This window comes from Sulfitobacter sp. PM12, from assembly GCF_045586035.1.
Lineage (GTDB): Bacteria > Pseudomonadota > Alphaproteobacteria > Rhodobacterales > Rhodobacteraceae > Sulfitobacter > Sulfitobacter pontiacus.
In genome coordinates this window covers 567,605-594,583 of the sequence record NZ_CP151529.1, presented here as the reverse complement: position 1 = coordinate 594,583, position 26,979 = coordinate 567,605, and the positions used below count along the sequence as shown (strand labels likewise).

General features: G+C 61.1%; 26 protein-coding genes. 18 read left to right on the top strand and 8 right to left on the bottom strand.

The window, feature by feature from the left end:
• Window positions 1–31: 31 nt before the first annotated feature.
• Both AADW22_RS02790 and AADW22_RS02785 read right to left on the bottom strand, forming a co-directional pair.
• Window positions 32–1,402 (bottom strand): sensor histidine kinase, encoded by a 1,371-nt coding sequence (locus AADW22_RS02790; RefSeq protein ID WP_184583067.1) that lies wholly within the window; start codon window positions 1,400–1,402, stop codon window positions 32–34.
• The gene (locus AADW22_RS02785; RefSeq protein WP_005851808.1) at window positions 1,399–2,070 is read right to left on the bottom strand and encodes a response regulator transcription factor; all 672 of its coding nucleotides are present in this window, start codon (window positions 2,068–2,070) and stop codon (window positions 1,399–1,401) included. Before AADW22_RS02785 ends, AADW22_RS02790 begins: the two co-directional genes overlap by 4 nt.
• Window positions 2,071–2,220: 150 nt before the next feature.
• Between AADW22_RS02785 and AADW22_RS02780 the strand changes: the two genes are divergently transcribed.
• The 6 genes from AADW22_RS02780 to AADW22_RS02755 all read left to right on the top strand — a co-directional run bounded on the left by AADW22_RS02780 (window position 2,221) and on the right by AADW22_RS02755 (window position 8,469).
• Window positions 2,221–3,297: a tricarboxylate transporter gene (locus AADW22_RS02780; RefSeq protein ID WP_407474205.1), complete on the top strand. Its 1,077-nt coding sequence runs from the start codon at window positions 2,221–2,223 to the stop codon at window positions 3,295–3,297.
• Between the two features lie 74 nt (window positions 3,298–3,371).
• On the top strand, window positions 3,372–5,402 hold the full coding sequence (locus AADW22_RS02775; RefSeq protein ID WP_260004933.1) for a tripartite tricarboxylate transporter permease: 2,031 nt from the start codon (window positions 3,372–3,374) through the stop codon (window positions 5,400–5,402).
• Window positions 5,403–5,413: 11 nt separating this feature from the next.
• The gene (locus AADW22_RS02770) at window positions 5,414–6,502 is read left to right on the top strand and encodes a 4-oxalomesaconate tautomerase (RefSeq protein ID WP_407474204.1); all 1,089 of its coding nucleotides are present in this window, start codon (window positions 5,414–5,416) and stop codon (window positions 6,500–6,502) included.
• 1 nt (window position 6,503) lies between these two features.
• On the top strand, window positions 6,504–7,319 hold the full coding sequence (locus AADW22_RS02765) for a universal stress protein (RefSeq protein WP_184583070.1): 816 nt from the start codon (window positions 6,504–6,506) through the stop codon (window positions 7,317–7,319).
• A 7-nt stretch (window positions 7,320–7,326) separates the two neighbouring features.
• A complete protein-coding gene (locus AADW22_RS02760) occupies window positions 7,327–7,485 on the top strand; it encodes a hypothetical protein (protein ID WP_184583071.1) in 159 nt (52 codons plus the stop codon).
• A gap of 9 nt (window positions 7,486–7,494) precedes the next feature.
• The gene (locus AADW22_RS02755) at window positions 7,495–8,469 is read left to right on the top strand and encodes a D-2-hydroxyacid dehydrogenase family protein (RefSeq protein WP_407474203.1); all 975 of its coding nucleotides are present in this window, start codon (window positions 7,495–7,497) and stop codon (window positions 8,467–8,469) included.
• On the opposite strand, the gene AADW22_RS02750 is transcribed toward AADW22_RS02755, so the two are convergent.
• The gene (locus AADW22_RS02750; protein WP_407474202.1) at window positions 8,444–9,490 is read right to left on the bottom strand and encodes an AbrB family transcriptional regulator; all 1,047 of its coding nucleotides are present in this window, start codon (window positions 9,488–9,490) and stop codon (window positions 8,444–8,446) included. The two genes, AADW22_RS02755 and AADW22_RS02750, sit on opposite strands and share 26 nt — an antisense overlap.
• An 89-nt stretch (window positions 9,491–9,579) precedes the next feature.
• Between AADW22_RS02750 and AADW22_RS02745 the strand changes: the two genes are divergently transcribed.
• Genes AADW22_RS02745 through tcuB form a run of 3 tightly spaced genes read left to right on the top strand, consistent with a single transcriptional unit; the run spans window position 9,580 to window position 12,699 of the window.
• Window positions 9,580–10,260, top strand: a complete 681-nt coding sequence (locus AADW22_RS02745) for a GntR family transcriptional regulator (RefSeq protein ID WP_037943456.1) — start codon at window positions 9,580–9,582, stop codon at window positions 10,258–10,260.
• Window positions 10,257–11,642: an FAD-dependent tricarballylate dehydrogenase TcuA gene (gene tcuA / locus AADW22_RS02740; protein ID WP_260004928.1), complete on the top strand. Its 1,386-nt coding sequence runs from the start codon at window positions 10,257–10,259 to the stop codon at window positions 11,640–11,642. Before AADW22_RS02745 ends, tcuA begins: the two co-directional genes overlap by 4 nt.
• On the top strand, window positions 11,632–12,699 hold the full coding sequence (tcuB, locus tag AADW22_RS02735; protein ID WP_407474201.1) for a tricarballylate utilization 4Fe-4S protein TcuB: 1,068 nt from the start codon (window positions 11,632–11,634) through the stop codon (window positions 12,697–12,699). Before tcuA ends, tcuB begins: the two co-directional genes overlap by 11 nt.
• 69 nt (window positions 12,700–12,768) lie before the next feature.
• On the opposite strand, the gene AADW22_RS02730 is transcribed toward tcuB, so the two are convergent.
• The gene (locus tag AADW22_RS02730) at window positions 12,769–13,887 is read right to left on the bottom strand and encodes an S-(hydroxymethyl)glutathione dehydrogenase/class III alcohol dehydrogenase (protein ID WP_407474572.1); all 1,119 of its coding nucleotides are present in this window, start codon (window positions 13,885–13,887) and stop codon (window positions 12,769–12,771) included.
• A 161-nt stretch (window positions 13,888–14,048) separates the two neighbouring features.
• On the opposite strand from AADW22_RS02730, the gene AADW22_RS02725 reads away from it, so the two are divergent.
• Entirely contained in the window at window positions 14,049–14,918 is an 870-nt protein-coding gene (locus tag AADW22_RS02725; protein WP_005851782.1) for a LysR substrate-binding domain-containing protein, read from the top strand.
• 275 nt (window positions 14,919–15,193) lie between these two features.
• Here AADW22_RS02725 and AADW22_RS02720 read toward each other — a convergent pair whose 3' ends face one another.
• Window positions 15,194–16,078: a LysR family transcriptional regulator gene (locus tag AADW22_RS02720; RefSeq protein ID WP_306285555.1), complete on the bottom strand. Its 885-nt coding sequence runs from the start codon at window positions 16,076–16,078 to the stop codon at window positions 15,194–15,196.
• 95 nt (window positions 16,079–16,173) lie between these two features.
• Between AADW22_RS02720 and AADW22_RS02715 the strand changes: the two genes are divergently transcribed.
• The 4 genes from AADW22_RS02715 to AADW22_RS02700 all read left to right on the top strand — a co-directional run bounded on the left by AADW22_RS02715 (window position 16,174) and on the right by AADW22_RS02700 (window position 18,625).
• On the top strand, window positions 16,174–16,458 hold the full coding sequence (locus tag AADW22_RS02715; protein ID WP_037943438.1) for a DUF2218 domain-containing protein: 285 nt from the start codon (window positions 16,174–16,176) through the stop codon (window positions 16,456–16,458).
• Window positions 16,459–16,644: 186 nt separating this feature from the next.
• Window positions 16,645–17,055 (top strand): nuclear transport factor 2 family protein, encoded by a 411-nt coding sequence (locus AADW22_RS02710; protein ID WP_235183751.1) that lies wholly within the window; start codon window positions 16,645–16,647, stop codon window positions 17,053–17,055.
• Window positions 17,056–17,118: 63 nt separating this feature from the next.
• A complete protein-coding gene (locus AADW22_RS02705; RefSeq protein ID WP_407474200.1) occupies window positions 17,119–17,964 on the top strand; it encodes an NAD(P)H-binding protein in 846 nt (281 codons plus the stop codon).
• A gap of 58 nt (window positions 17,965–18,022) precedes the next feature.
• The gene (locus tag AADW22_RS02700; protein WP_132997082.1) at window positions 18,023–18,625 is read left to right on the top strand and encodes a sulfite oxidase heme-binding subunit YedZ; all 603 of its coding nucleotides are present in this window, start codon (window positions 18,023–18,025) and stop codon (window positions 18,623–18,625) included.
• 277 nt (window positions 18,626–18,902) lie between these two features.
• Here AADW22_RS02700 and AADW22_RS02695 read toward each other — a convergent pair whose 3' ends face one another.
• Window positions 18,903–19,817: a LysR substrate-binding domain-containing protein gene (locus tag AADW22_RS02695; protein WP_407474199.1), complete on the bottom strand. Its 915-nt coding sequence runs from the start codon at window positions 19,815–19,817 to the stop codon at window positions 18,903–18,905.
• A gap of 146 nt (window positions 19,818–19,963) precedes the next feature.
• On the opposite strand from AADW22_RS02695, the gene AADW22_RS02690 reads away from it, so the two are divergent.
• The 4 genes from AADW22_RS02690 (at window position 19,964) to AADW22_RS02675 (ending at window position 25,032) form a co-directional block, all read left to right on the top strand.
• Window positions 19,964–21,232, top strand: a complete 1,269-nt coding sequence (locus tag AADW22_RS02690) for an aromatic ring-hydroxylating oxygenase subunit alpha (protein WP_407474198.1) — start codon at window positions 19,964–19,966, stop codon at window positions 21,230–21,232.
• Window positions 21,229–22,281: a flavin reductase family protein gene (locus AADW22_RS02685; protein WP_407474197.1), complete on the top strand. Its 1,053-nt coding sequence runs from the start codon at window positions 21,229–21,231 to the stop codon at window positions 22,279–22,281. Before AADW22_RS02690 ends, AADW22_RS02685 begins: the two co-directional genes overlap by 4 nt.
• 16 nt (window positions 22,282–22,297) lie before the next feature.
• Window positions 22,298–24,352: an FAD-dependent oxidoreductase gene (locus AADW22_RS02680; protein ID WP_407474196.1), complete on the top strand. Its 2,055-nt coding sequence runs from the start codon at window positions 22,298–22,300 to the stop codon at window positions 24,350–24,352.
• Between the two features lie 155 nt (window positions 24,353–24,507).
• The gene (locus tag AADW22_RS02675; protein WP_407474195.1) at window positions 24,508–25,032 is read left to right on the top strand and encodes an AAA family ATPase; all 525 of its coding nucleotides are present in this window, start codon (window positions 24,508–24,510) and stop codon (window positions 25,030–25,032) included.
• A 111-nt stretch (window positions 25,033–25,143) separates the two neighbouring features.
• Here the strand turns inward: AADW22_RS02675 and AADW22_RS02670 are convergent, their stop codons facing one another.
• Entirely contained in the window at window positions 25,144–25,968 is an 825-nt protein-coding gene (locus tag AADW22_RS02670; protein ID WP_348001478.1) for an aldo/keto reductase, read from the bottom strand.
• Window positions 25,965–26,936, bottom strand: a complete 972-nt coding sequence (locus AADW22_RS02665) for a TIGR03571 family LLM class oxidoreductase (RefSeq protein WP_407474194.1) — start codon at window positions 26,934–26,936, stop codon at window positions 25,965–25,967. Before AADW22_RS02665 ends, AADW22_RS02670 begins: the two co-directional genes overlap by 4 nt.
• Window positions 26,937–26,979: the final 43 nt, after the last annotated feature.

Genomic DNA, 26,979 nt, shown 5'->3' with positions numbered 1-26,979 from the left:
AATTAGAGTAACGAGCAGCGCGCGGTTTGTGTCAGGGCTTTGCGACCGGCGACACCAACGGAACTTTCAATCGCACGACCAACCCCCGCTCCTGCGGCAACAGCTCGACGTCACCACCGTGACGGCGCAGGACATCCTGAACGATGGCAAGCCCAAGCCCGCTGCCCTCCCCTTCGCTCAATTGACCGAACCGTTGAAACGCGGCCTGCGTGCTGTCTTTGGGGATGCCGATGCCGTCATCTTGTACGGTCAGCACCGCATACCCCGCCTCGGCCACGGTGCTCACGCGGATCGCTGAGAGGCCTGGGCCCCCATGGGACAGCGCGTTTTCAAGTAGATTGGTGATCGCCTCACCCAGCAGCACATTGTCACCATTGATCGGTAGCGGCTCCGAACATGGCTCGAAGCCAAAGCCTATGTCCCGCGACAGGACCGTCGGGGCAAAGTCACTGCATACTTCGGCAGCGACAGCGTTAAGTTCCAGTCTATCGAATGTTGACGTCTCGTCGTAGCGCAACCGTTCGAGAGACAACAACTGATTGGCGAGCCGCGCCGATTTACGTGCGGCGGCAATCAATTCGCGTTCGCGCAGTCGACGCTCTTGCGGGTCGCTGACATCCGGCAAAACCTCGGCCAATGACAACAGTGCGGAGGCGGGGTTGCGCAGCTGATGCGCGGCGTTGGAGATAAAGACCTGATGGTCCTCAATGCTCTGGCGCACCTGCCCGAAAAGCCGGTTCAATGTGGCGACAATACCAAAGACTTCAGCCGGGACCGGGCGGCGGATATCGCGCAGGTCATCGGGGGATCGGTGTTGGATCGCGTCTTGTAAATCGTTCAAGGGGCGCAGGCCGATCTTCACCCCGAACCAGACCACCAAAGCAAGGGCCGCCATCAGGCTGGCGATCAACGCCGCCGCGCGGCGCGCCAAGGCGGCGGCGAAAGCATTGCGATCACTGTCCCTTTGCCAGACCGTGACAATCGTATCGCCCGTGAGGTTGCCGATGGTCGTGCTCTCCGCCATCCGCAAAACCCGCACAGGCTCGCCCCGATATTCCGCCATCGTGTAGTTCAGCCGATCCTCGCCCGCCCGGCCTCCGGAAACCGGCGGATAGGCATAGCCGGTGATGTAGATGCCACCTGGGCCCGTGACATGGTAAAAAAGCTCACCGCCCCCGGCATCCGAGACGAAATCCCGCGTGCTGGGAGAAAGCGCATCCCCGCCTGAGATTGCCACATCGCGAGAGATTGCCAAGGCCGCGGCCAGCAGGCTCCGGTCGAACAGGGTTTCAGAGGTGCGCTGCGCCACTTCAAAGCGCCAAAACCCCAGAACGATCGAAAGCAGCAGCAGCGGCGGCAGGATCAGCATGAACAGCCGAGAGCGCAGCGACATCGAGGTCATGCGCTGTCGACCTCCAACATATAGCCCAGCCCACGGGCGGCTTTGATGCGGATGCCGAAGGGCTCTAACCGTTTGCGAAGACGGGACACATGCGGCTCGATGGCGCTGTCTTCCTGCGCGGCCCCGGTGCCATAGACGTGGGTGATCAGTTGGGATTTCGAGACAATCCGCCCGCGCCTTTCGAGAAGGCATTCAAGCGTCGCCAGTTCTTTACGAGGAAAAGCCAGTGGCTGCTCCCCCTCCAGCAGCTGCCGGTTCGTGCGGTCAAAGACCAAGGGGCCAATCGCGTCGCGGGCGGCGAACTCAAGGTTTTTGCGCCGCGCCATGGCACGCAGCCGGGCCTCGAGCTCATCCATCTCGAAGGGTTTGGTCAGGTAATCATCGGCTCCGGCATCCAGCCCTGCTACTCGCTCTGAAGTCTCCGCCCGCGCGGTCAGCAGGATCACTGGCGTGCCATCGCCACGGCGGCGCAGACGGCTCAGAACTTCCAGCCCGTCACAACCGGGCAAGTTACAGTCCAGCACGATCAGGTCAGCCCCCTCATGTCGCAAGAAAATGTCAGCATCTTCCCCGTCATGCAGCAGGTCTACCGCATGGCCCCGATCGCGCAAGCGATGGGCAATTCCCTGTGCCAGAGCCTCATTGTCTTCGATGACTGCAATGCGCATGATTAAAACTTAATCCTGATGCGCAAGTTTCGCGCAAGGTTGGAAAGGCAGTGTGCCCGTGTTGGAGGAGGGATTCGTTCCCTGAAACAAATACGAATTACGGCAGACGTGAAAGTCTGACCGGTACAGAATGTCTACGGGAGGACACCAATGACTATCAAGTATTTCGCCGCAACCGCTGTATCTGCTGCTTGCCTTGCCGCCCCGGCGCTGGCCGAAGTCGACTTTGCAGGGAAAACCATCGAGTGGGTCATCCCCTTCTCGGAAACCGGCGGCTCGGCCAAATGGGCCAACTTCTTTGCGCCGCTCCTGTCCGAGGAACTTCCGGGCAACCCCACCGTCGTGGTCAAATTCATGCCGGGCGCGGGTTCAACCAAAGGCGCCAACTGGTTCCAAGAGCAAGAGCATGACGAGGGCACGGTCCTTTTCGGCACCTCCGGCTCGACCCAGTTCCCCTATCTGCTGGACGATCCGCGCGTGCGGTATGAGTACAGCGACTGGAAGCCTGTCATGGCATCGGGCACCGGCGGGGTCGCCTATCTGAACCCCGCGGACGGTGAGAAATTGGATGGCACCGCCAATAACCTTAAAGACATCAACTTCATCTACGGCTCGCAAGGGGCCACGCGCCTTGACCTCGTGCCGCTGCTGGCATGGGAAATGCTGGGCATGAATGTAGAGCCGGTTTTTGGCATCAAGGGCCGTGGCGATGGCCGTCTGATGTTTGAGCGCGGCGAGGCCACGATCGACTACCAGACCTCGTCGAGCTACCTCGGTGCCTCTGCCGATCTGGTCGAAAAGGGTCAAGCCGTGCCGATGATGACATGGGGCGCGCTGGACGAAGACGGCAACATCGTTCGTGACCCCACCTTCCCCGACATCCTGACCTTTAAGGAAGTCTGCGAAGCGACCGAAGGCTGTGAGACCGAAGGTGAGGCTTGGGACGCGTGGAAAGCCTTCTTCATCGCAGGTTTTCCGGTGCAAAAGATCGCCTTCCTGCCCGCAGGGACGCCCGATGACGTGATCGAAACCTACACGGCAGCCTTCGACGCGGTGCGCAACCGCGAAGATTTTGCCCAAATCGCCGAGAAGCGCGTCGGGAAATACCCCGTCTTCGTAGGTGAAGGCGCGGCAAAGGCGACGCAGCGCGGCACGACCGTCTCCGCGGAGGCGAAGGCCTTCGTCACCAACTGGCTGCAAGAAGCCTATGGCGTTTCGCTGAAGTAAGCGAAACCCTCTTGGCCCCGGGCGCGCCCCGGGGCCACCCCCTCCCTTTAATCTAACATTTCGAGGTCGGTGCGATGGATCTGTTCGCAACCGCTCTGCCTGCGCTTGGCCAGGCATGGGCTCTAATTTTGCAACCTGTAGTACTGGGATATCTGGTGTTGGGCGTCGTCATGGGCCTGGCTGTCGGCGTCTTTCCCGGCCTCGGTGGGATCGCGGGATTGTCTCTGCTTTTGCCCTTCATGTTCGGCATGGACCCGGTGCTGGGTCTGGCGCTGATGATCGGCATGGTCGCGGTCGTGCCGACCTCAGACACTTTCGCTTCCGTCCTCATGGGCATCCCCGGTTCTTCGGCCAGCCAAGCTACGGTGCTCGATGGCTTTCCCATGGCCAAGAAAGGCCAAGCCGCGCGGGCGCTTTCGGCGGCTTTCACCTCATCGCTCTTCGGCGGTCTGGTCGGCGCGGCGTTCCTGACGTTGTTCATCGTTGTTGCGCGGCCCATCGTCCTGTCGTTCGGCCTGCCCGAGATGCTGATGATCTCGATCCTCGGCCTGTCGATGGTGGCGGTGCTGGCGGGGCGCGTAGCGCTTAAAGGTCTGGCGGCCGCGGGGCTTGGCCTGCTCATCGGCACCATCGGCGAGGCTGATGCGGGCGGCTCCCTGCGGATGGCGACCTATGACATCCCCTATCTAACAGACGGCTTGAAACTGGTGATCGTGGGCCTTGGCATCTTTGCCGTGCCCGAGATCGTATCGCTCCTGCGCCAAGATCGGGCGATTTCAAAAGAAGCCAAACTCGGCGCGGGCTGGGGCGAAGGCGTGCGGGACTGGGTGGCCAACAAATGGCTGTCGGTCCGCTGCTCACTAATCGGCGTGGTGGTCGGCGTCATCCCCGGCCTTGGTGGGTCAGTCGTTGACTGGATCGCCTATGGGCACGCCGTTCAGACGACGAAGGACAAATCGAACTTCGGCAAAGGCGAAGTGCGTGGCGTGATCGGGCCGGAAAGCTCGAACAACGCGAAAGAGGGCGGCGGCTTGGTCCCTACCCTGCTGTTCGGCATTCCCGGCTCTGGCTCCATGGCGATTTTCATCGGCGCCATCGCCCTGCTGGGGTCCGGCGAGATCGAAGTCGGCCCCTCGATGCTGCGCGACAACCTCGACATCACCTATTCGATTGTCTGGCTGCTGGCGCTGGCCAACGTCGTCGGCACGCTGCTGTGCATCGCGGCCTCGGGCGGAATCGCCAAGCTGACCACGATCCGCTTCACCTACCTCGCGCCGTTCCTCTTTATGTTGATCTCCTTCGCGGCGTTCCAGTCGGGGCAGAACTTCGAAGACATTCTCGCGCTTTTCGTGATCGGCCTGATCGGTATCTTCCTGCGCCGCTTCGACTGGTCGCGCCCGGCCTTCCTGATCGGCTTCGTGCTGTCGAACCCGGTCGAGAAATTCTCGAACCAAGCGTTTCAGATCGCGTCGTTCCGGTTCCGCAAATCCTTTGAGGATGGGATGGACTATGTCTTCTCCCCTATCGTCATCGTGCTGCTGATCGTCACCGTGGTCTCTGTCGTGCTGGGCCTGCGTCAGGCCAAGTCGATCATGGCTGAAGGCGATGTTCAGTCCGGCTCAAAACGCGCGCCGTTGGTCTTTTTGCTGATCATCATGGGCTACGTCGTGGCCGCGCTGATCAATGCCTCGCTGATCCCTGATTACAACATGACCGACAAGATCGTGCCGCTGGTCGTGGGGGGCATCGCCTTGGCTGCACTGTTGATCTTGCTGGTGCAGATGATCCTGCGCCCCGAAAGCGATGCGATCTTTGCCGACAAGGAAGTCTCGGGCGAGGACGCTGATGCGCCCTATGGCCTCTGGAGCACGCTGGCGTGGTTCGTGGGGTTGATCGTCGCCACATACTTCGTCGGCTTCATCCTCGCGCTTTTGGGCTTTTTGATCAGCTTCCTGCGGGTCCGCGCACAGGCGCATTGGCCGAAAACCCTGATCCTGACGGCCTGCGGCATCGCGCTGATGTGCGTCATGGCCGGGGCACTCAACCGTGATTTCCCGCCGGGTCTGCTGCAAGGCGCAGTCGATCTGCCCTGGCCGCTGAACTGAGGAGCTTAGAGATGACACAGACTGCTATCCCCTATCTCTTCATGCGCGGCGGCACCTCGCGGGGGCCATACTTCAACCGCGCGGATCTGCCCCAAGACCGCGAAACCCTCGCCGAGGTGCTGCTCGCTGTGGTGGGCTCCGGCCATCCGCTCAACATCGACGGAATCGGCGGCGGCGCGGCGGTCACCACCAAGGTCGCAATGCTATCGCCTTCGGAGGACGTTTGGGCCGATGTGGACTATTTCTTCGCCCAAGTCTCGGTCGAGGATCGGCTGGTCGATTTCAAACCGACCTGCGGAAACATCCTGTCAGGTGTTGGCCCTGCGGCGGTGGAATTGGGCCTCGTCCAGCCCACCGGCGATGTGACGGATGTGAAGATCCATGCCGTCAACACTGGGGCCAAGGTGCTCTCCAAAGTGCTGACCCCCGGCGGTGTGCTCACCTATGACGGCGACACCGAGATCGCGGGCGTGCCCGGGGCCGGTGCAGCCGTGGCGCTGAACTTCATGGGGGTTGTCGGCTCTTCGACCGGGGCGTTTTTGCCCACGGGCAATATCCGCGATACCTTTGACGGGATCGAAGTCACCTGCATGGATGTTGCCATGCCGATGGTCATCGCCCGCGCGGCGGACTTTGGCCTGACGGGGTATGAGAGCGTCGCCGAGCTTGACGCGAACAAGGATTTCTTTGCCCGTATGGAAGCCATCCGCCTTCAGGCCGGGGCCGCCATGGGCATGGGAGACGTGGCAAAATCCGTCACGCCCAAGTTCGGTCTGCTCGCCCCAGCCCAGAACGGTGGCACCATCGCGACGCGCTATTTCATGCCGTGGAACACGCACCCCTCCATGGCGGTGACCGGGGCGCAATGCCTTGCCTCCTGCGCGCTCACCCCCGGCAGTGTGGCAGACGGTCTGCTTGAGCGTCCCGGCCAAAGCCCCGCCGATGTGGTGCTTGAACATGCCTCTGGCACGATTGACGTGCTGGTGGATTACGACACGTCGGACGGCTTCGCGCTGAACTCCGCCGGGCTGCTGCGGACGGCCCGCAAGCTGGCGGATGGCTGCGTCTTTGTCCCCTCGCACATCTGGGAGGGCCGCTGATATGCCCGTGATGAATCTTCTTGTCGCCTTCAACGGCTCCGACGCCTCCGTCGCCGCGCTGCGCTATGCCGCCTCACTGGCCAAACAGCGCGGCGCGCATGTCACGGCGATCCTTGCGCATACTGCGCATGAGGTGATCGACCGCCGCTCGCGCTGGATCCCCGAAGAGGCCCGCGCCCTGTTGGAGGCTGCCAACAGCGAAATCCTGGCCGAGGTCATCCGCCGGTTCGAAGAACTCCGCCCCGCCCTCGGTCTGGGCGACGCGCTGGATTTCCGCGAGGAGACCGGCCGCGTCGACATGCTGCTTTCCGAAGGCGCGCGGTACTATGACATGCTGATCGTCGGTGCCCGGACCGAGAGTGACGACGCCCATGTGACCCACCATCCTGATCGCATCGCCTTGCAGTCCGGGCGTCCGGTGATCGTGGTGCCCGCGGGCTATGACGCAGGCGCGCAGCACAGCCACGCGGCGCTGGCATGGGACGGCGGGCGCGCCGCCGCGCGGGCGCTGTCGGACAGCCTGCGCTTGCTTGAGGTCGATGGCCGTGTCAGCGTTCTGACGGTGGGCAAACGCACATCCTGGCCGATCACCGATCTGATGACCCACCTCGACCGCCACGGCGTCGAAGCGGTGCATGAGGACTTTCCGACAACCCATCCGGTTTCACAGACTCTGTTGTCCTATTGCGAGCGGCATGACCCCTCGCTGCTGGTGCTGGGTGCCTATGAGCACTCCAAGTTTCGCGAAGATTTCCTTGGTGGCGTGACCGCCGAGGTGCTGGAAAAGATCAAAATCCCAGTTCTGTTGTCCCATTGAGAAGCAAATGATGACCAATTACGAGAAAATCCACACCGCCCGCCGTGATCTGGAAAAACTGCGTGCCGAGCTGATCGCCAGCCTCAACACGCAAAAAGATCGCGACTCTGATCTGCTGATCCTGCATGAACGGGTGAGCAAAGCGATCAACGCGCTTTCCGCATAGGGTGCAGGGATGAAGGTTCATATCCTCGACGACTGGTTCGACACTCTGCGCGGACTGCCCTGCTTTAACCTGCTGGCGGGGCATGATGTCACCGTCTGGACGGACCATCAGCCTGACGAGGCCATCTTGGCCGACCGTTTGCAGGATGCCGACTGCGTCGTGCTCTTTCGCGAGCGGACCAAGGTGACGCGCGGGCTGCTTGAGCGCCTGCCGAACCTGCGCCTGATCTCGCAGCGTGGCGCTTATCCGCATGTGGACGTCGCGGCCTGCACCGACCAGGGAGTACTGCTGTGTTCCAACAAAGGTGCGGATGGGGCCAACCATGCGGCGGCGGAACTGACCTTTGCGCTGATCCTTGCAGCCATGCGGCAGTTGCCGCAGCAGATGACGAGCGTGAAGGCAGGCAACTGGCAGATGGGCGTAGGGCGCAGTCTGCGCGGGCGGCGGCTGGGGCTTTATGGCTATGGGCGTATCGGGCGAGTGGTGGCGGACTATGCCCGCGCCTTCGGGATGGAGGTCATCTGGTGGAGTTCCGAGGCCGGGCGCGCGCGGGCGGAAGCCGATAGCGAGACCGTGCCCGAGAGCCGCGCGGCCTTTTTCGGCACATGTGACGTGGTTTCGCTGCATCTGCGGCTTACATCTGAGACGCGCGGCAGTGTCACCGCCGACGACCTCGGTGCGATGCCGCCGCGTTCGGTATTAGTGAACACCTCGCGCGCCGGGCTGATTGCCGAAGGCGCGCTGCTGCAAGCGCTCAACGCCGGGCATCTGGGCGCGGCGGCGGTGGATGTCTTTGATACTGAGCCGTTAACGGATCCCAACGACCCGCTGCTCTCACACCCCAAGCTGATCGCCACACCGCATATCGGCTTTGTCACCGAAGACGAATTCGACAAGCAATTCGCGGATATCTTTGCGCAGGTGAACGCCTATGCGGCAGGCGCACCGATCCATATGATCAATCCTTCCGTCTACGCGCCATAAACCCCGCAACCAGCGGCGCGCCGACGATCACCAGCACGATGCGGGTCAGGTGGTGCGTGATGACAAAGCCCAAATCCGCACCGGTCACGATGGCCAGCACCGTCATCTCGGCCTGCCCGCCCGGCGCGAAAGCAAGGAATGCCTCGACCGGGTTGCCCAATCCGGCCCAGGTGACGAGGCCGGTGAAACCTGCGGCCAAGACGGCGAGCACCAGCACATAGGCGATGCCCGCCAGCACCACCCGCGTCAGCTCGCCCCATGTCACGCCCAGAAAATGCACGCCGATCCCGCAGCCGATAAAGAACTGCGCGGCCAGGATGGCTTCGGCGGGCGGGCGGCTGTGGATCAGGCCGGAAAGTGACAAGACAGCGGTGACGATCATGGGGCCGAGGATCGACGCGCCAAAAAGGCCGATCCGCTCTCCTCCCTTCCAGCCGATCAGGGCTGCCGCGGCCATCAGGGCCATCTCGCCCACCGGCAGTTCCGTCACCGGCGCGCCGATGGGATTGGTCAGCCCCGCCCCGTAAGCCAGCGTCAGGAAAGCAGGCGCGAGGGTAACGATGATCAGCACCCGCGTGGCATGGATCAGGGACAGCGCGCGCGGATCGCCCCCCGCTTCGGTGCCAAAGATAACCATGTCCTGCAGGCCACCCGGCATCGCGGCGTAATAGGCTGTCGGCGCGTCGAAGCCCCAAACATGCTGAAAGAACGGCACGCCGATAATCCCGATCAACGCGATAAAGACCGGGACCAGCGCCACCGACATCGCCATTTGTGGCAGTTGGTGAAACAGATCAGGCGTGATCGAAGCCCCAACAGCCACCCCAAGGATCGTGCGCGCCGCCACCGAGACCTGACCGAAGCCCTTGATCGGCACGTTCGACAATGCCGCGATAAGACAGGCGGCCATAGGGCCGAAAAGGAATGGTAGCGGCAGATCAAGCGCCCAGAAGGCCAAAGTGCCAGCCCCGGCGAGGATGAGGGTAAGCGACCGGCTTCGGGTTGGTTGGGCAATGCGCATGGGGTCCACTCCTGCAGTTTATCGGACTTGATCATTATTGCATACTATTGTATCCACATGTATGCAATAATCACCTTTGGGGGCGTTTTATGAGCGAAGAAGACCGCACACCGCAGGGCAACTCTGCCTATGCTCAACTAATGGATGAGTTACGCGCCGGACGGCTGAACCCCGGCGACCGCCTGCGGGAGACCGAACTGGCCGACCGTCTGGGCGTCTCCCGCACCCCCGTGCGCGAAGCGATCCGACAGTTAGAGGCAGACGGCGTCGTGGCACATATCCCGCGTCAAGGGGCGAGCATCCGCACGCTGGACTACGCCGAGGTGATGGAACTCTACGAGATGCGCGCCGTGCTGGAGGGCACCGCCGCACGGCTCGCCGCCCGCGCTGCCTCGGACATCGAGATCGAAGAGTTGCAGGACATGAACCAGCAGCTTGCCACCCTGGGCAATGTGCCCGAAGCCTTCACCCTCAACCGCCAGTTCCACGCAGCCCTTCTGGACGCCGCAAAGAACCGTTTTCTGACCCGCTCGATCCACACGCTGCAAAAGACGCTGATGATCCTCGGCCCGACGACGCTCACCGATCCTGACCGTGCCGAGAAAGCGGTGGAGGAACATTTTGGCGTTCTGGATGCGATCAAGGCCCGTGATGCCGCCCTCGCCGAAGCGGCGATGCGCGCGCATATCGAAGCGGCCCAACGGGTTCGGGTGCGCGCCCTGCGCGCCCAGCCCACGCGCGATGAGACCTATGACGGAGACCTGCTGTGACTGAAACCTACGATATCGTCGTGATCGGCGGCGGCAATGCGGCCCTTTGCGCCGCGATCACCGCCGCCGAAGACGGTGCCCGCGTGCTGATCCTTGAGACCGCGCCAAAACCCTACCGGGGCGGCAATTCGCGCCACACCCGCAACTTCCGCTGCATGCACCATGGCCCCTTGGGCCCATTGGTCGAAAGCTACACCGAAGAGGAATACCTCGCCGATCTGATGAAGGTGACGGGTGGCAAGACGGATGAACATCTCGCACGCCTCGCCATCCGCTCTTCCGAGGAATGCCTGCCGTGGATGGAAGCCCATGGCGTGCGGTTTCAGCCCTCGCTGTCGGGCACCCTATCCCTTGCGCGTACCAACGCCTTCTTTCGCGGCGGTGGCAAGAGCCTCGTGAATGCCTATTACCGCACCGCCGAAGGATTGGGGGTGGATGTGCTCTATGAAGCCGCCGTGACCCATCTCGAACTGGAAGGCGACCGGGTGACGCGGGTGGACTATACCCATGAGGGGGCAGCCAAGAGCCTCTCGCCCAAATCCGTCGTCGTGGCCTCTGGCGGATTTCAGGCCGACACCGACTGGCTGGCACGCGCATGGGGGCCAGCGGCGAAGAATTTCCTGATCCGGGGCACGCCCTATAACCGCGGCGTGGTTCTGGCGGATCTGCTGGATCAAGGCATCGCACAGGTTGGCGATCCGACCCAATGTCACGCCGTCGCCATTGACGGGCGGGCACCGAAATTCGATGGCGGGATCGTCACACGACTGGATTGCGTGCCCTTCTCCATCGTCGTCAACAAGGACGCACAGCGGTTCTATGATGAGGGCGAGGATGTTTGGCCGAAACGCTATGCCATCTGGGGCCGGCTGGTGGCCGCGCAGCCCGATCAGGTCGGCTATGTCATCATCGATGCCAAATCGCTGAACCTGTTCATGCCTTCGGTCTTCCCCCCGATCAAAGCCGACACGCTGGCGGAACTGGCGGGCAAAATGGGCCTGCCCGCCGACGCGCTAGAGCAGACCGTGGCCGAATTCAACGAAGCCTGCGGCGATCAAAGCGGCTTTCACCCCACCGAGCTTGATGGCGTTGCCACTTCCGGCCTCACCCCGCCCAAGACCAATTGGGCCCGCCCCATCACCCAGCCGCCGTTCTACGGCTATTCGCTGCGCACTGGCGTCACCTTTACCTATCTCGGGCTGAAGGTGGATGAAAACGCGCAATGCTCCATCAACGACCGCCTTGTCAGCAACCTTTGGGCGGCGGGCGAAACCATGGCCGGGTCGATTCTGGGCCAAGGCTACCTCGCCGGGTTTGGCATGACCATCGGCACCGTATTCGGACGTATCGCAGGCAAGGAGGCCGCAGCCCATGCAAATTGATCTACTCCAAGAGGCCCGCCGTCAGGCCGAAATCTGCAACGCTTGCCGCTATTGCGAGGGGTACTGCTCAGTGTTCCCTGCCCTTCAAGCCGAACGCGCTTTTTCGGACGGGGATCTAACGCAACTGGCGAACCTCTGTCACAATTGCCGGGGCTGCTACTATGCGTGCCAATACACCGCCCCGCATGAGTTTGAACTGAACTTGCCGCAAGCCTTGGCCGATGTGCGCCAAGACAGTTGGGAAGAGTTTGCCTTTCCACGTGCCGCCGGGAAAGCCTTCCAGAAAAACGGCCTCGCCATCGTGCTCGCCACTGTCTTGGGCTTTGCATTGCTGTTTTGGGCTGCCCGTGCGCTGGCCGCCGCAGGAGGCGAAGGATTCTATGCTGTGCTGTCTCACAATGCGATGGTCGCGATCTTCCTGCCCGCTTTTCTATTCCCGCTGTTCAGTATCGCCATCGGGCTGCGGCGCTACTGGCAAACCGTGGGTGGCACCCCGGTCCGCCTGTCTCATCTGCGCGGGGCCATCGCCTCTGTCGCGAACATGCGCAACCTCAAGGGCGGCCACGGCGACGGCTGCAACTTTGAAGACGAAGACCGCTTCACGCACGCCCGCCGCTATGCGCATCAGGCGATCATGTATGGGTTCCTGTTGTGCTTTGCCTCGACCAGCGTGGCGACGCTGATGCATTACCTGCTCGACATGCCCGCCCCCTACGGGCTGTTTTCCGCCCCCAAGATCCTCGGCCTTTCCGGCGGTGTTCTGCTGGTGTTGGGATGTGGCAAGATGGTCTGGCTTAAGCTGCGGTCTGACAAATCACTCGGCGCGACTAATGCCTTTGGCGGTGAGATCGCTTTTACCGGATTGCTGGGGTTTGTCGGACTATCTGGTCTGCTGCTCTATGCGGCAGGGGGCACCGGCTGGATGCCGGGGCTTTTGGTCATCCACCTCGGCGCGGTGCTGGCGTTTTTCCTGCTCACGCCTTTCACCAAGATGGCCCATGGGTTCTACCGAATGGCAGCGCTGGTCAGGGATGCACAGCGGCGCGAAAGGGTCTGACTTTAGGCTTTCCAGCAACGCTTCCAAATTACCCCGGCCGCGCCTACAGACGGCGCGACCGGGAGACGATCATTCGCCGAAGTGGATGACTGAACGGATGCTCTTGCCTTCATGCATCAGGTCGAAGGCCTCGTTGATCTGTTTCAGCCCCATGGTGTGGGTGATGAAATCATTCAGCTTGAACTCGCCGTTCATGTAGCGCTCGACATAGTCAGGCAGCTCGGAGCGTCCCTTGACCCCGCCAAAGGCCGACCCCCGCCAGACGCGGCCCGTGACCAACTGGAACGGACGGGTCGAGATTTCTTGCCCTGCCCCTGCGACACCGATGACTACGGATTCGCCCCAGCCCTTGTGGCAGCATTCCAGCGCCGAGCGCATTATATTGACGTTGCCGATACACTCGAACGAATAATCCACGCCGCCGTCGGTCATCTCGACAATCACGTCCTGAATGGGTTTGTCGTGATCTTTGGGGTTGATGAAATCGGTGGCGCCCAGCTTGCGGGCAAGATCGAATTTGCTTTCGTTGATATCGATCACGATGATCCGGCTGGCCTTGGCCATGGTCGCGCCGATCACGGCGGACAGGCCAATGCCGCCCATACCGAAGATCGCAACGGTCGACCCCTCTTCGACCTTGGCGGTGTTCATCACAGCCCCCATGCCGGTAGTGACGCCGCAGCCCAGCAGGCAGACCTCCTCCAGCGGCGCGTCGGGGTTCACCTTGGCAAGCGATATCTCGGGCAGCACTGTGTATTCCGAGAAGGTCGAGCATCCCATGTAGTGCAGGATGGGCTGACCATCCTTGTAGAACCGGCTGGTGCCGTCGGGCATCAGACCGCGCCCCTGGGTTTCCCGGATCTTCTGGCAGAGGTTGGTCTTGCCGGATTTGCAGAATTTGCACTCGCCACATTCTGGCGTGTAGAGCGGGATCACATGGTCACCCACCGCCACGCTGGTGACGCCCTCGCCGATGGATTCGACAATCCCGCCCCCTTCATGGCCCAGAATGACCGGGAACAGGCCTTCGGGGTCTTCGCCCGACAAAGTGAAAGCATCGGTATGGCAAACGCCCGAGGCCACGATTTTGATGCGCACTTCGCCAGCCTTAGGCGGCATTACGTCGATTTCCTCGATCGAGAGAGGTTCGTTAACGGCCCAGGCGACGGCCGCTTTGCATTTGATGATATCGGTCATGGGTCTCACTTCGCGGTTAGGATTATTTTGGCGGGTGACGGTGTAGGGACTGTCATTTACACTGTTTCCCACTGGCGATAATCAGAGATATCTGCAAAACACCGTTACCTATTAGCAATAGTTCTTCCGCCATTAAGATTGAAAGGAACATCATGCTGAGTTGGGAGGGGGTATCAGAGTTTGTGGCCGTCGCTGAAGCACAAAGCTTTACAGCTGCTGCCAACAGCTTGGGTATTTCTACGGCTCAGGTCAGCCGCCAAGTCGGCGCACTTGAGGCGCGATTGGACACCAAGCTGTTCTACCGCACCACGCGCAAGGTCACGATCACCGAGACGGGTCAGGTGTATTACAACCATTGCCGGCAGGTGCTTGATGGGCTGGCCGAAGCCGAGCGCGCGATCACCGATCTGCATCAAAGCCCCAAGGGACGGCTGAACCTTACAGCCCCGGTGACATATGGCGAGAACCGCATCGCGCCTTTGGTGAATGACTTCGTCCGGCGCTATCCTGATCTTGAGGTCAACCTCAGGCTGACCAATCAGCTGCTCGATCTTGTAGCGGAAAGCTACGATCTCGCGATCCGGCTGGGAGAGTTGGAAGACAGCTCCATGATGGCAAAGCGGCTGGCCTCTCGCAGGCATTACACCTGCGCGGCACCCGAATACCTTTCCGCTCACGGAACCCCGCACACCCTGTCCGAACTTGACGGCTACAACTGTCTGCAAGGCACTTTGGGCTATTGGCGGTTTCAGGAAAAAGGAACCACCCGCCACATTAGGGTGAAAGGCAATCTCCGCTGCAACAGCGGCGCATCGCTGGTCGATGCGGCGCTGAAGAACCTCGGGATCATCCAATTGCCGGATTATTACGTCGAGGCGGAGCTGCGGGCCGGTCGGTTGGTCTCTGTTTTGGATACGTATCGCGCGCCGGACGATGGCATCTGGGCGATCTATCCGCAGAACCGGCATCTTTCGCCAAAGGTCCGGCTGCTGCTTGATCACCTTGCGAAAGGGTTGCGATGATCTACAAAATCATCGCCTCAGAATTTGAAAGGAAGGCCCGATGATCGTGAGCGACCCGCCAAGTGCGCTGACCTTCGGAACTTGGGCCGTCATCTGAGCATCTTTGCCCGAAGGAGCGAGGACCCGGCAAAGATCGTATCTTTTGGCCTGGCGTTCAGCCATCTGTACCGGGGCTTCGTTCAGCGAAAGGCTCATTTGGCCGCACCATGAGGTAATCTATGGCGACGTGGCAGGTGCCCCTTCATGCGGGACCAAATGGCCCGATAGGCACCGTCCTATGGATGGAGCTCTTTTGCCAAAAACCGAACGAACAGAAGCGTGAGGTTCTCGCGGCGCGAGGTGTCTGGCCAGACGGCAAAAATTCCCAACGGTTTCAGCCGCCAATCGGGGAACAGGCGGCTCAGCTTGCCCTCCGCCTCCCCCCGGGCGGCGAGATGCTCGGGCAGAACCGTGGCGCCAAGGTTCTTGCAGGCGAAATGGTAGAGGGCATCCACGCTGTCCACTTCCAGCCGGGCTTGGCCCAGAACTTTCGCCTCTTCCCCGCCGGGGCCGCTGAGACGAGTATAGTCTGAGCGATGTCGGTAGCGCACCCAGTCCCAGTCTTCCAGATCGCAAGGATGTGCGGGGGCCGGGCGCGTTGCGGCATAGTCGCTGCCGACCACCAAGGCGCGCGCGCTTTCACCCAGCTTGCGCGACATCATCGCACTGTCGTCGAGCCAGCCCGCGCGGATATTCACATCAAAGCCATCGTTGATAAGGTCCATCCTCTGATCCGAAAAAGCCAACGACAGGGCGACTTGCGGATGAAGACGGGAAAATTCAGCGATCGCCGTCGACAGGGTCGATGACGACATAAAGGCAGGGATCGACACCCTAAGCGCGCCCACAGGCTCCAACGACAGGGCGTTGAGGTCATTCAATCCGCTTTCGGCGCTTCGCAGCATGTCGGTCACCCGGGCGTAGAACATCCGCCCTTCGTTGCTCAGCGCGATCTTGCGGGTTGTGCGGTAAAGCAGTGTCACGCCAAGGAAATCTTCGAGTTCGGAGACGGTTTCACTCACCCGCGACGGTGCGACGCCAAGGGCTTTCGCCGCGGCCCGGAACGAGCCTTCGTCCACCACCCGGGCGAAGATGGCCATATGCTTTAGATGATCGATCATTGTTCGGCCTGCCGGAACTATCACTTCTGGATTCCATGAATACCCCGATCAATCCGCCGGGAATAGATGTTCCTTGCAACACGAGGAACACCGCCATGAAAGCGACCACTCATCTCAACACCGAAAGCGCAGAGCGTTATCTGGGCACGCTCTGCAAACATTTCGGCCACAAGGTGCCCGTCACCCACACGCGCCAAAACGGCCATATCGAACTGCCTTTCGGGGCATGTGAACTGGTCGCAACAAAGGGCCAGTTGTCACTGAGCGCGACAGCCGATGACCCGGCCGCACTCCATAGGGTCGTGCAGGTCATTACCAGCCACCTCGAACGTTTTGCCTTCCGCGAAGACCCCAAGCTCACTTGGACCTACGCCGCCTGAGAGCTGAGCTGGCCCGAGCTTTTCGCGTGCCGCGCGGAGTGGCACCCGAAATCTTGAACTTAACCAAGGCCCCATTCCTTCGGGGCACCCGATATGGAGCGACACATGAAACGCAGAACCCTTCTGAAAACGTCACTCGGCGCATCTCTGGCCATCATTCTCGGACAACACGCAGGAGCAAAAGACATGGACACAGTTACACAAGAGAGCTTTGACACCGTAATGGCCTTCATGGGCGCTATGGGGGCGGGCGATATGGAGAAAATGCGGGCCCTGATGGCCGACGATATGGTCTGGCACAACGAGGGCGACGGAAGCTTGCCGTGGATCGGTGAGGCACGCGGCAAGGAGGCAATCTTCGACTTTCTTGGCGTCTTTGGCCAGAATTTTCAGACAACCGCTTGGGACAACACAGATGCCTTTGCCGCAGGCGACACCGTTGCCGTCTTTGGTAAGATGAGCGGCATCACCACGAAATCCGGCAAAGAGACTGGCCCCTTCACCTTTGCCCTGCGTGCCAAGGTCCGCGATGGTCAGGTGGTGCTGTGGCACTGGTTCGAAGACAGCTTTGCCGTCAGCCAAGCCTACCACGGCTAATATCCGCAACATGGCAGGGCCCGTCAGGCCCTGCCAGCGAGACCCCAGTCAAAGGAGAGCCCGATGCGCTATGCTGTCACCGCCGTTTCAGGACAACTCGGTCAAGAAATCGCCCGCAAACTCATAGAACGAACAGATCACGCCTCGGTCATCGGCCTCGCCCGGACGCCGGGCAATGCCACCGCGTTAGGGATCGAGGTGCGCCCCGGCGACTATGACCAGCCGGACGCGCTTCGAACATCTCTTGCGGGCGTTGATGCCCTTGTGCTCGTCTCAGGCATGGCCCCGCCCGAAGACCGCATCGGCCAGCACCGCAACGTGATCGAGGCGGCCAAGGCCGCCGGCGTGGCCAAGATCGTTTACACCAGCATTCAAGGTCCCGAAGTTGGGACCGCCTTCTCACCCGTCGTGCAGAGCAACCGTCAGACCGAGGCCGACATCCGCGCCAGCGGTCTGGACTGGGCCATCGGTCGCAACGGCATCTACATCGAGCCTGACGTTGAGTATATCGACAGCTACCGCGCCAAGGGCGAGATCGCCAACAGCGCGGGGGACGGCAAATGCGGCTACACGACCCGTTCCGAATTGGCCCATGCCTATGCCGCTTTGCTGACGCGGGACGGGCTGAACGGTCAAACCTTTGATTTGAACGGTACGCCGATCACTCAGGCGGAACTAACGCAGTACATGAACGCCGCATATGGCACCGCGCTTACCTATCGCAGCATGTCGGCCGAAGACTATGTGGCTGACCGCACCGCCGAGCTTGGCGATTTTATCGGCCCGATTATCGGCGGCATCTACGACGGTATCCGCCGCAGCGCCTTTGACGCCTCCGGCGATTATGAAGCCGCGACCGGACGCCCGCATCAAAGCTGGGAAGATTATTTCGCCTCGCTGTTACGCTGATCGCCACAGATACGCGGGGCGACCCGCGTAGAACGACCAACCTTTCGGAGATATCTGCGTGCTGAAATCCACATGGGATCACCCCCTCACCTTCTGGGCGCTGTTGAGCCTCCCCGCCATTCCAATGACCCTTGGCCTGACCTCCGGCGCGCCGGACGCGGTCAGCAGTCTTTTGCATCCCACCGGTGAATTCGCCGCGCGGTTCATGATCATCGCAATGATGATCACCCCGCTGATGATGCTTTTTCGCGATGCGAGCTGGCCGCGCTGGCTGATGAAGCGTCGGCGCTATCTTGGCGTGGCCGCATTCTTCTACGCGCTGGCCCACACGGTGCTTTATCTCATTGATGAAGGTGCCATAGCCTTCACTGGGGGCGAGGTATCAAAGCTGTACATCTGGACCGGCTGGATCGCCTTTCTTATCTTTGTGCCATTGGCTGTTACGTCGACAGACGCATGGGTGCGCCGCCTTGGGCGGTCGTGGAAAAAGCTACAGCAGTTTGTCTATGCTGCGGCTATACTAACCCTCATCCACTGGGCTGCCCTGCACGATTGGGGCGGCGTCGGCGCGGCTCTCGTGCATTTTGCGCCTCTGGTCGCTCTTGAGGTGTACCGTCTGTGGTCAACCCAACAGCGCCGCCGCCAGCGCGCGTTGACGTAAGCGAAGGGTTGCGGGGCAAATTCTCCGTTCGTTCGGCGATCTAAAGCTTAATAGCCGATCTCCCTACCTTTATAGGGAATCTTCGCACCTACCGTCAAAGTACATAAGCCACCCATCGTGTCGGACGCAGCGAACGGCCCAAACCGGACCTTGGGCCGGCGGGCAAGGAAAGTCTCTTTCAGAGACAAAGCTGCCGTTCGCCACGTCGCAGGCATGGTCTGCTTTTCTGCTTTATCTGCTGATATGACCGACCTTAACTCAAGTTTAGTGTCGGCAACTAAATCTGTTGAAAAGCACCTTCTTGAAACCATCGCGCGAAGGCTTTGACCGCGCGTGATGGTTGGCGCCGTTCTGGAATGAGCACGTAGTGACGTTCCTCTGGCTGAACCCGGGGCAAGTCCAATTCGATTAACCGCCCATCGGCAAGGGGCCGATCGAGAAGACCGGTCCAGCCGAGAAGAACCCCCTGACCTGCCATAGCTGCATAGGCCGCGTCCGAATAGCTGGTAAAATTCAAACCTGTCTGCACAGAAGTCCTGTTTAACCCAATCTGCGACAACCACTGAGACCAATCGAGCCAGCTCGGTTCCGGGGCATCACATGCGATTAGGGCCACGTCTGTCTGGCGGATCAGGTCTTCAACCGAGATGCCGTCGAGCCTTGACGCGATATCGGGTGCGCAGACCGGCACGATCGTTTCGGCGAGCGATCCAAGGATGGACATGCCGTTGAACAACGGTCGCCCATACCGGATCGCCAGGTCGATCGTGCGATCGTGGGGTGCCCGCCAGTCATCCTCGGAAATGACCCGCACGCCGATCTGCGGTTCGGTCGCGCGGAACGACGACAGGATCGGCAGAAGGCAAAAGTGCGCGAAGGCGACCGATACACTGACGGTCAGGTCCACATGAGTTGTGCGCAGCTGGGCAACGGCGTCCGCTATCCCATCAAACCCGTCCTTCACCGCATCGTAAAGCGACTTGCCGCCCGCGGTCAGCTGGGCGCGGCGATTGGCCCGTATGAACAGGGCGACACCCAAATCGGCCTCCAGCGCGGCGATCTGTCGACTGACGGCGGCCTGGCTTACCCCAAGCTCCGCAGCGGCCCGCGTGAAATTCTCGTGTCGGCCCGCCGCCTCGAACGCCACGAGCGCCGTCAGGGAAGGAACGCTGCGGCGGATCTGGTGGGACAACGCGGCCTCCTGCACAAGTCACTTAATCCATAACCTGAGCGTATGGATTTTCGTAAATTAGTGCGGTTTTCCGAGGCTCCAGTCAAGCGCATGATGCCAAATACGACAGATCGTAGTGGCGGCATATCCTGCGCCGAGGAGACACAATGCTGGATCATGGTAATTCCCGTCCCGATGATATCGCGACGCTACTGGCGGCGCGGCAACGGGGCTACAGTCTTCCGGCGCCGCTTTATACGTCAGATGCAGCTTGGCAGGCGGATTGCACAGTGATCTTCGGGCAGCACTGGATCGCCGTGGGCGTGACCTGCGACATTCCCGAGGCCGGGGATGTCATTGCGATCGATATCGGTCCCGCCTCCATCGTCATCCTGCGCGACGACGACGACGCGCTCCGGGCCTTTCACAATGTCTGCTCTCACCGGGGGGCGCGGCTTTTGCCGCCGGGCCGGTCGGTCGTGGGGAAACTCGTCTGCCCCTATCACCAATGGACCTACGATCTGGACGGAGCGCTTGCGCGCGCGCCGCATATGGGGGTCGATTTCGATCTGTCTCTGCATCACCTCAAGCCCGTCGCCCTGCGCGACATCGGAGGGATCTTGTATGCCTGCCTGTCGAATGATCCCCCGGCGGATATCGCGGAACTGGCTGCGGTTCTGGAGCCGCGATTGGCAGACTACGATCTGCGCAATGCCAAGGTCGCTTTCGAGCAGGACCTGATCGAAGACGGCAACTGGAAGCTGACGATGGAGAACAACCGCGAGTGCTATCACTGCGCGTCCAACCATCCGCAACTTAGCCTGTCGTTCCACGCGGCGGATTTCGGCTACGACCCGGAAGGATTGACCGACACTGAAAAAGCGGAAGCGAACGCCCTGCTCGACGCCTATGCCAGCTATGAACAATATTGGCGCAAGGAAAGCATGCCCTTCGAGGCCATCGAACATACGGTTGGCTGGCCCACGAATTTTCGCACCCAGCGATTGATCATCGCGGGGTTGGGCGAAAGCCAGACACCGGACACCCGCGCCGCCGTGCAGATCCCGTTGGGCAATGCGGATAGACCCTGGATGGGCGATGTGCATCTGTGGGGGATCAATTCCTGGAACCACGTCATGTCCGATCATGCCGTGGTCTTCACCGCTTTTCCGTTGGGCCCGGACAGAACGCTGGTCCGCACGAAGTGGCTGGTCCATTCGGATGCGGTCGAGGGCGAGGATTACGATCTTGAAACACTCACATCCGTGTGGAAGACCACGAACGCGGAGGACGCGCATCTCGTCGGACTGGCCCATCGCGGCGTCTCGTCGCCCGGTTATCGGCCCGGCCCCTATTCGCCCTACACCGAAAGGGCGCTGGACGAATTTGCGGCGTGGTATGTCACCCGCATGCAGGCCAACGGATACGGCGCGTGACGCGGGTAGACCTTGCCGATTGGGGGGCACGGCGGCGGCGGCGGTTTCCATCGGACCGGTGGGGCCAGCTTGTCTGTCGTGCCGTCTGGGACGAAACGGCGGATATGCGGAGCTTTTTCCTGACGCCGCAGGATGGCAGCCGGATCGAACACAATCCCGGTCAGTTCATGACGTTCCGTATCGACACGCCGGACGGCCCGATCGAACGATGCTATACCATCGCGTCCTCCGCCGCGCGAGACGGGGGGATCGAGATTTCGGTGAAGCGGCATAACGGCCCCGGCGCGCGCGCGCTTTACGACACGCTTGTTCCGGGTGCCATCGTCGAGGCGTTGGGCCCGTCGGGTCGCTTCGGCCCTGCCACGTGGCCGGGGACGGCCTATGCGCTGGTGGCGGCGGGCAGCGGGATCACCCCTATGCTATCGATCGTGCGGACCGCGGCCGACTGGGGCATGGACCTTGATATTGCCTTGATTCAGGTCGCACCCACATCGACGGATCTTGTTGCCGCTAACGAAATCGACGGCCTGTCACGCCGTCTTCGCGGCCTGGCCCATGTGCCCATCGTCACGCGCGGCCCCGGCGGTGTCCGGCCCGACGCCGAGCTGCTGAACAGGGTCATCCCTGATCTATCGGATCGCACCGTCCTGTGCTGTGGACCTCATACCTTCATGGAGATGGTGCGCACCGCCGCGCATACGGCAGGCGTATCCGCAGACCGCTATGGCGAGGAAAGCTTCGATTTCTCCTCGCCGCTTCCCGGCATCACGGCGGGGGTCGATACGCCGAACCGGACGGTAATGCTCTCCCGGACGGGTCGATCGTTCGAATGTGCAGAAACCAGCACGATCCTGGCCGCGATGAAAGAGGCCGGACTGCCGCTCCCGTCCTCTTGCGCACGGGGAATGTGCGGCACCTGTAAAACGTTCAAACATTCGGGCGAAGTAGTGATGGCCCACGAAGGCGGCATCCGCCAGCGCGAGATCGATCGCGGCTTCATCCTGCCCTGCGTCAGCCGCCCGCTGACCGACATCATCCTTGATTGCTGAAGAAGAAGGTCCCCCGATGAAAAACCACGTCACCGCCGATCCCTTGCTTCAGCCCTACCAGCTCAAGCATCTGACCCTGAAGAACCGGGTGATGACCACAAGTCACGAACCGGCCTATCCCGAAGACGGGATGCCCAAGGCCCGGTATCGCGCCTATCATGAAGAGCGTGCGAAAGGCGGCGTGGCGTTGGCAATGACCGCGGGGTCCGCCGCCGTCAGCCGCGACAGTCCGCCCGTCTTCAACAACATCCTGGCCTATCGCGACGAGGTCGTGCCGTGGATCCGCGAATTGACGGATGCCCTGCACGAACATGGCTGTGCGGCCATGATCCAGCTGACCCATCTGGGCCGCCGCACGAACTGGAACAAGGGGGACTGGCTGCCGTCGATTTCGGCGGGTCCCGACCGCGAACCCGCGCACCGCGCCTTTCCCAAGATGATGGAGGATTGGGATATCGAACGCGTGATCGAAGATTACGCGACCGCCGCCGAACGCATGCAGGCTGGCGGTATGGACGGGATCGAAATCCAAGCCTACGGGCACCTAATGGACCAGTTCTGGTCGCCGCTGTCCAACAAGCTGAACGGTCCCTACGGCGCGGATACGCTGGAAAACCGGCTGCGCTTCACGACCGATGTGCTTGCCGCCGTGCGCAAACGGGTCGGACCCGAATTCATCGTCGGCATTCGCTATACGGCGGACGAGGTGCAGGCGGGTGGCATCACGCCCGAAGAGGGTATCGAGATTTCCAAACTGCTGCGCGATACGGGCCAGGTCGATTTCCTCAACGTAATCCGGGGTCGGATCCATACCGACCCGGCCATGACGGACGTGATCCCGATCCAAGGGATGCCGTCGGCCCCGCATCTGGATTTCGCCGGTGAGGTCCGGTGCGCGACCGGCATGCCGACATTCCACGCCGCCAAAATCCAGGACGTCGCCACCGCACGGCACGCCATCGCTTCGGGCCTTCTGGACATGGTCGGCATGACCCGCGCGCACATGGCCGACCCCCACGTGGTGCGCAAGATTGTTGAAGGCCGCGAACATGATATCCGCCCCTGCGTCGGGGCGAACTACTGTCTGGACCGCATCTATCAAGGCGGCGAAGCGCTGTGCATCCACAATGCCGCGACGGGGCGGGAGCTTTCGATGCCCCACATCATTGAACACGGCACCGACCGCCGCAAAGTCGTCGTCGTTGGTGCCGGCCCCGCAGGGCTGGAAGCGGCGCGTGTCGCAAGCGCGCGCGGTCACGACGTCGTCGTGTTCGAGGCAGGCAGCCGCGCCGGTGGGCAAGTCCTCCTGACGGCCCGTTCGCAGCGGCGGGCCGAGATGATGCAGATCATCGACTGGCGTGTCGCCCAGTGTGAGGCCGCGGGTGTCAAGCTCCGCTACAATCTCTATGCCGAGGCCGCGGACGTGCTGAACGAAACGCCAGATGTCGTCGTTATCGCCACCGGAGGCATGGCGAACACAACCCTTTACGAAGCAGACCCGCCGGATCACGTTGTGTCGGCCTGGGACATTCTGTCGGGTGACGTAAAACCGTCAGGATCGGTTCTGATTTACGACGAAGCCGGCGACCACACCGGGCTGCAGGCCGCCGAGATGGCCGTAAACGCCGGATGCTCCGTCGAGATCATGACCCCCGACCGCACCTTCGCGCCTGAAGTCATGGCCATGAACCTTGTCCCCTATATGCGCAACCTGCAACGTGACGAAGTGACATTCACTGTCGCCAAACGTCTGCGTGGCGTGAAGAAAGCCGGTAACCGACTGCGCGCTATCATCGGGACCGACTATTCCGAAAAATTAGGGCATGCACACTACGACCATGTCGTCGTGAACTACGGCACAACGCCGCTCGATGAGCTCTACCACGACTTGCGGCCTTCCTCGTCGAATGGCGGTGCGATCGATCAGTCGGACTTTCTGAATGTTCGGCCGCAGGCGGTGGTCCGCAACGCGCAGGGCACGTTCCAGCTTTTCCGTATCGGAGACGCAATTTCTGCCCGGAACACCCACGCGGCAATCTACGACGCGTTACGACTGATGGTTGCAGTATAGGTTTCAAAGCCGGATGCGGACATTCATGCCATACGCAGCATCGGTCGAAGAGGGCTCACTGCCGACGTTTGCCGCGCGACACATAAAGGTTCGCACAGCGAACTTTGCTGCCGTTCGACTGGCGGCCCGCGCCACCTCCGTGATAGGTTCGCGGAATGAATATTTTAGTTTCTCTTTCTGGACTTCCAGGTGTCGGCAAAACGACCTTAGCAAGGAAACTGGTAACGCTTACTCCGGCTATCCATCTTCGTGTGGATTCCGTTGAAACTGCTTTGAAACGAAGCATCCTATGTATTCATCCCGCAGAGGACGCAGGCTACTTGGCGCTCGCAGCTATCGCGGAAGACAACCTTTTTCTTGGCTTCGACGTTATTGCCGACACAGTCAATCCTGTCGGAGTTTCACGAGAACTATGGGCCCAGACTGCTTCTAACGGCGCGGCTCACTTGTTGAACGTCGAAGTCATCTGTTCCGATAATGCGCTTCATCGAAAACGAGTCGAGACGCGTGTCAGCGACATCAACGGGCTTGTCGTTCCCAACTGGCACGAGGTTTCCAAACGAACCTTTGAGCCGTGGCAGTGCGACCGTTTGATCGTGGATACCGCCCTCGACTCGGTTGACGTATGCGCGTTTCGGATCGCCAAGGAAATGGAACGCTTGAAGTTTGCAGCTCAGTAAGTCTGGGCGGAAACAGCCATTGGACAGAGGCTTTACCAATGTCGGCTCTGGTCCGAAGGCTGAAGTCGACGGGTATAGGTCCTGCAGGGTTTCTGCAGGACCAGTGAATAATCAATCCCAAGCTGGAGCGAGCGTTTCCGGGCTGACCAAGCGACCTTCGGCTGAACCAAGATCATCAATGCTGGCGATCTCTTCTGCGCTCAACAGGATTTCCGCTGCACCAAGATTGTCGGCAAGCCGGTGCTTGTTAGCGGTCCTGGGCAACGCGATGCTCATCGGGCGCGTCAGGACCCAGGCCAGCGCAATCTGGGCCGGGCTTGCATTATGCACGGCGGCAATCTCGCGCAGCATGGCGTTCTCCATGACCTTCCCTTGCGCCAGTGGCGAGTAAGCCTCAACCGGAATGCCCTTGCTGGCGAGGTGAGCGATCATCCGTGTTTGGTCAATCAGCGGATGCAGTTCGATCTGGTTGGCGGCCAATGGCGTGTTCAACGCAGCCTGTGCTTGATCGACCATGTCCATGGTAAAATTCGACACGCCTCCATGGCGGACTTTCCCCGCAGAGATCAGATCATTCAATGCGCCAATTGTCTCGGCAATCGGGACTTCCTTTGAGGGCCAGTGCAGAAGTAGCAGGTCGACATAGTCGGTCCCCAGCCGCTTCAATGACGCGTCCGCAGCAGCGATAAAGGCTTCTGGCGAGAAGTGCTCAGGCAGGATTTTGGTGGTCAGGAATACATCATCGCGGCGGACATCGGCGCGGCGCAAACCTTTGCCGACTTGCTCTTCGTTTTCATAGGCCTGCGCCGTATCAATATGGCGGAACCCTTCTGAAAGCGCCGCGGCCACCATTTCGGCCACGGTATCTTGCTCAAGTTGAAAGGTGCCGAACCCCAAGGACGGAATTTGGGCGGGGCCGATAAGGGTGATGCTCATAGTGTTGTTTCCTTTTTATTTTGCTCGGTGAACTCAGGGATGACGTGCTCGGCCAACTCGGCCAGAACGTCTTCGATTTCGCGCTGTGACTGGCGCAGGTTAAAGGCGATGTGGGCGACCCCTGCAGCGTGCAGGGAACGAACGTGAGTGGTTAGAGCATTGCGACCGATACGGCCCCCGAACTGGATCGGCCGGAAGGACGCATCGGGATCAGGGTCAGGATCCAGGTGCATCGCGGTCAGGACTGGCGCGGGGTGTAGGCCAGTATCAGTGCGCGCCTGACGCCACATCGACAGGCGGCGCTCGGCCTGATCGGGAGGGCCCGGATAGGTGAACCAGCCGTCCAATGTGCGGGCGATCCATTGCAGGCTTTGCTGGCCCATCCCGGCCATGACCATCGGGATACCTTCTGGCACAAAGGGGCGCACGGTGACGGGGCCTTGTGGTCCTTGCAGCGCATCACCTGACCAGAGGGTTCGCATCTGGTCGACGCGATCGCGCAGGGTGGCTCCGCGGGCCTCATGGTCCAGCCGCATCAGAGGGTATTCCACCGGACGGTCCCCGGACGCTATGCCAAGGATAAACCGCCCGCCCGATAGATGGTGCAGGCTGGCCGTCATCTTGGCCAGGAGGATCGGATCCCGCAGCGGCAGGACGATACCCGCAGTGCCAAGTGCAATGCGCCGCGTGTGGCCTGCAAGAAAGCCGAGATAGGAGAACGGATCGAAGACCTGTCCCGCATCCCCGAAGCTGGGATCATGAACCGGCACGTCCCGCAGCCAGACCGCATCGAAGCCAAGGTTCTCAGCCAGCTCTACTCCCTTGGCGGGGTTTGATGTGTCTGGCACACCAAAGGGGCGTCCCCCGATACGGGCACGGCGTTGCCCGGCTTCAGACCAGTCGCGGTCCAGCGGCAATTCAATGCCAAAAGTCATGCGGTCTTTGTAAATCAGATTGAGGGCAGACATGCTATGAACCTCCAGTTCAACGATTTGCCCCGCCGTACTAAGG